General features: G+C 66.3%; 4 protein-coding genes and 1 pseudogene. 3 read left to right on the top strand and 2 right to left on the bottom strand.

Annotated features, from left to right (window positions below; translation table 11 throughout):
* Window positions 1–404 precede the first annotated feature (404 nt).
* Window positions 405–881, bottom strand: coding sequence for a dihydrofolate reductase (locus K8V11_RS14600; protein WP_303915899.1), 477 nt, complete (start codon window positions 879–881; stop codon window positions 405–407).
* A 260-nt stretch (window positions 882–1141) separates the two neighbouring features.
* On the opposite strand from K8V11_RS14600, the gene K8V11_RS14605 reads away from it, so the two are divergent.
* Genes K8V11_RS14605 through K8V11_RS14615 form a run of 3 tightly spaced genes read left to right on the top strand, consistent with a single transcriptional unit; the run spans window position 1142 to window position 2822 of the window.
* A complete protein-coding gene (locus K8V11_RS14605) occupies window positions 1142–1339 on the top strand; it encodes a hypothetical protein (RefSeq protein ID WP_303915901.1) in 198 nt (65 codons plus the stop codon).
* 56 nt (window positions 1340–1395) lie between these two features.
* Window positions 1396–2235 (top strand): Fic family protein, encoded by an 840-nt coding sequence (locus K8V11_RS14610; RefSeq protein ID WP_303915904.1) that lies wholly within the window; start codon window positions 1396–1398, stop codon window positions 2233–2235.
* A complete protein-coding gene (locus K8V11_RS14615; RefSeq protein ID WP_303915907.1) occupies window positions 2232–2822 on the top strand; it encodes a recombinase family protein in 591 nt (196 codons plus the stop codon). The genes K8V11_RS14610 and K8V11_RS14615 overlap by 4 nt, the downstream gene beginning before the upstream one ends.
* A gap of 578 nt (window positions 2823–3400) precedes the next feature.
* Here the strand turns inward: K8V11_RS14615 and K8V11_RS14620 are convergent.
* Window positions 3401–3738 (bottom strand): annotated as a pseudogene (locus tag K8V11_RS14620) (glycoside hydrolase family 3 N-terminal domain-containing protein); the annotation flags it as partial.

Raw genomic sequence — 3738 nt, forward strand, 5'->3', positions numbered from 1 at the left:
CGACAATACCAGCGCACCGCCCACAGGATCACATCACCCTGGAAATGGCGCCACTTGAAATCCGTCATCGTTCCGTCCGTCCAATCTCCGCCAAGCATGCTCAAGCTTCACGATTTTTGCAACAGAGCCAATCCCACCAACATGCCGAGCAATGTGCTGGCACCGGCGAGAATCGGGCCGGCGGGCCGCCGCACGCGCTTGCCGAGCGCGAGCGTTGCACGGTGCCACCGCGACGGCTTCGAGCTTTCCTGTGTCACCGGGCCAGCGTATAGGCCGGCCCGAAGCCTGCCGCAAACGATCGTTTCTGGCACAGCGCTCTCACCTTCACCTGACCGGGTGCCACTAACGTGCGCCACTACGTGATTCCGGCAGAGGTTTTCGGCCGGGCTGAGTGGGCCAATCCGTCAATGGAAGGGGAGCTTCCGATCGTAGGAGACGAAGGTATAGCCCTCCTGTGGGATCCTTGCCGTCTCACGCCACACCGTCGGGTCAACCTCAGGAAAGAAGACATCGCCGGCGGGTTCCTGATCGACTTCGGTCAACTCAAGCTGGTCAGCAATCCCGAGAGCTTGACGGTAAACCTGCTCCCCTCCGGCGATGAATACGTCATCGGTCCGGCATGCGGCCAACGCTTCCTCGAAGGAATGCGCCACCACGACACCATCGGCAGTCCAGTCCCGTTGTCGGGTTATCACCACAGTGGTTCGGCCGGGAAGAGTCAGGCCAATCGATTCATAGGTTTTGCGGCCCATGACCAACGTCTGACCCATCGTGAGTTGTTTGAAGCGCTGCTGCTCACCTCGCAGTCGCCATGGAATGTCCTGCCCGTTGCCGATCACCCGATTTCGACCAAACGCAGCCACCAAAATCATTCGTGCCATACCCCTATTCTGGCGGGCTCCCGGCGCAGATCCGCGATGCGACTGCCAATGCAACGCGGGCGTCCACGTGGCCCCCGTGTGTCTGTCATCCGGAAACGATCGTTTCCGGTGCCCTCGGCCGAGGCGGCCGAGGAGGCTCGACACGCCGAGGCTGATCGCACCGAAACTCACCACCGAAACCCAAGCCAACCGAAACATAAGACCTACCGTTTTCGGTTGCTCTCTGGTAGACTGGAACCACCTCACGAAAGGGGCACATCATGGCTCGCACCATCACCGCCGCTCGGCCGGCACCGGCCGTCGTTGACGAGCACCTGGCGTTCGCGGATGCCGCCCTCGCGCTGGCCGGCCACGAGGTGACCGACCCGGCGCTGCGCACCATTTTGGAGCAGCAGGCTCGGCACGAGCTGACGGGGGATGAGGCGCGAGCTGCGATCCGTCGCCATGTGCAGGGCTGATGCCTCGCGGTGCCACCTTTCGTACCTGGGATGACTACTTCATCCCAGGTACGTCTGTGTTACGCAACAAGTTCACCGCGCCGGGCAAGCCCTACGGCGAACCCGACCCCGCGAAGCTGCGCACCTTGGAGGAGGCTCACGCACACTCACGCATCCAGGAGCTTGCCGAGACACCGATCGAGGGCCGGTTCGACTACGACCACATGAAGGCGATCCACGCCGCGATCTTTCAAGATTGCTACGAGTGGGCTGGCGTTCCCCGTGTCGGGCCGAATGGCTGGATGACGAAGGACGGCCCGAACGTGCTCGATCCCGGCAGTCCGACGCCCGTCTCCTATCGCTACTATCCCGGCGGCGAGGTGATGAACGAGGCGGCCGAGGCGGAGTACGCGAAGCTCGCCGCGCACGATCTGCTGCGCGGCCTCGGGCGCAAGGAGTTCGTCGACCAGCTAGCGGAGAGTTGGGGCGAGCTGAACGTCATCCACAGCTTCCGCGAGGGCAACACCCGCTCACAGTTCGTGTTCTTCTCGCAGCTCGCAGAGCAGGCCGGCTACCGCCTCGACGCGACGCAGTTCGCACCAGGCGCGCCGCTGCGTGACGAGTTCGTGCAGGCCCGGTTCTACAGCCAGGCCACGAGCCGGAACGACCGGCTCGCTTCGGTGCTCGGGAGGGTGATCGTCCCTTTTGAGCGTGGCACCGACGGCCCGCAGCAGGGGCCGGCGGTGCGCACTCTCCGAGACGACACCCGCGCGCGCATCGCGGATGCGATCGCGGAGCACGTCGAGCTGCACCGTGCGAGCTTCCCGACCGCACCCACACCAGGAGCGGAGCACAGTACCGAGGCGCGACGGCGCACACCGCCCGCGCCGGATCGACACCGGGGGAGAGGACGATGAGCCAGGTCGGCTACGCACGAGTGAGCACCCGCGATCAGAAACCCGACTCGCAAGAGGCCGCGCTGCGCGAGGCCGGCTGCGAGCGTGTGTTCGTCGACCGTGGCGAGTCGAGCCGGATCGCTGACCGGCCCGAGTGGGTCGCGTGCCTGGACTACCTGCGTCCGGGTGACACGCTCGTGATCCTCGCGCTTGACCGGATCGCCGGTACGGAGCTGATGGCTATCGAGCTGATCCGCGACCTCGGCCGGCGCGGCATCCGCCTGCGCAGCCTCACCGAACCGTTCCTCGACGTCGACACCTCGACGCCGATGGGCGAGGCCATCGTTGGCATCATGGCCGTGCTCGCGCAGCTCCGCGTCTCGACGATCCGGGAGAACACCCGCCGGGGATTGGCTCACGCGAGGGCGCAGGGCCGTGTCGGCGGCCGCCCGTCCGTGATGACGCCCGAGCGGGTCAAGGCTGCTGTGAAGATGCGCGACCAGGACATGAGTATCGCGGAGATTGCGCGCACGTTCGGCGTCGGCGCTTCCAGCGTCTCGCGCGCGCTCGCCAAGCACGACGAGCAGGCATCCGTCACCACGCCGTAGGCGGTTCTGACCGTTCTTCTCCTTCCCCCCGATAGATAGCCGCTCTGCATACGAGAGAGCCCTGTCAAGGGTGCGGCATCGCCGCATCACGAAGTGACGCGAAGCGCCCTTGACAGGGCTCTCTCGTATGTGACCATCACGGCATCGGGGGGAGGGGGAGCGCACCCAGCGAGGCCGTCCACAGGCCGCACAGACGAAACCGCACCGTGCGTCGTGAACGCGACGGTGCGGCCTGTGGGCGGGCGGACAAGTGGGGCCCCGCTGTCCACCTGTGGGCGGGTTCGGCCCGGCGATAGCCGGAGCCGTCCACAGGTGGTCAGAGGGTAGCGTTACGCATCCACATGCTGCGCATCGACGGACGCCTCGACCGGCTCGGGCGCGGGCGCAGCGGGAGCGCCCGACGCGGCAGGCTTACGCGCGGCGCGACGCTTCGCGCGCACCTTCTTGTCCGGCTCAGGGAAGCCGATCTTGCGCAGCTCATCGGACGACCAACCAGCGCTCAACGCGGCGTTGTACGCCTTGACGTCCTTGCGCTCAGCATCACCGACTCGTTGCGCGACGCTGGCCTGTAGCTCGGCCAGTTCGCGCGCGGTCTCCTCGCGCACGTCGGCCACGCTGATCTGCATCCGGTCGGTCTCTTGGTTGTTCGCCGCGAAATGCTTCACCGCGGTGCCGATCCCGGTCGCTTCGACAGCGGCGGCGTAGCTGGCGCCGAGGGCACCGGAGAGGTGCGGGTCCTCGGAGAAGTACTCAAAGTTCCTCCCGCACAGGGGTGAGCGTTTGATGTTCACCCCCGGGCCGAGGAGCACGTTCACGCCGAGAGCTGCCGCTTCCTGTCCGAGGCGGGTTCCCATCCGGGCGGCGAGCTCCCGGTCCCAGCTTGCCCCGACGCCGACCGCGGGCGGGAAGCAGGTGG

The sequence above is a fragment of the Dietzia timorensis genome (genome assembly GCF_020742175.1).
GTDB classification, from domain to species: Bacteria; Actinomycetota; Actinomycetes; order Mycobacteriales; family Mycobacteriaceae; genus Dietzia; species Dietzia timorensis_A.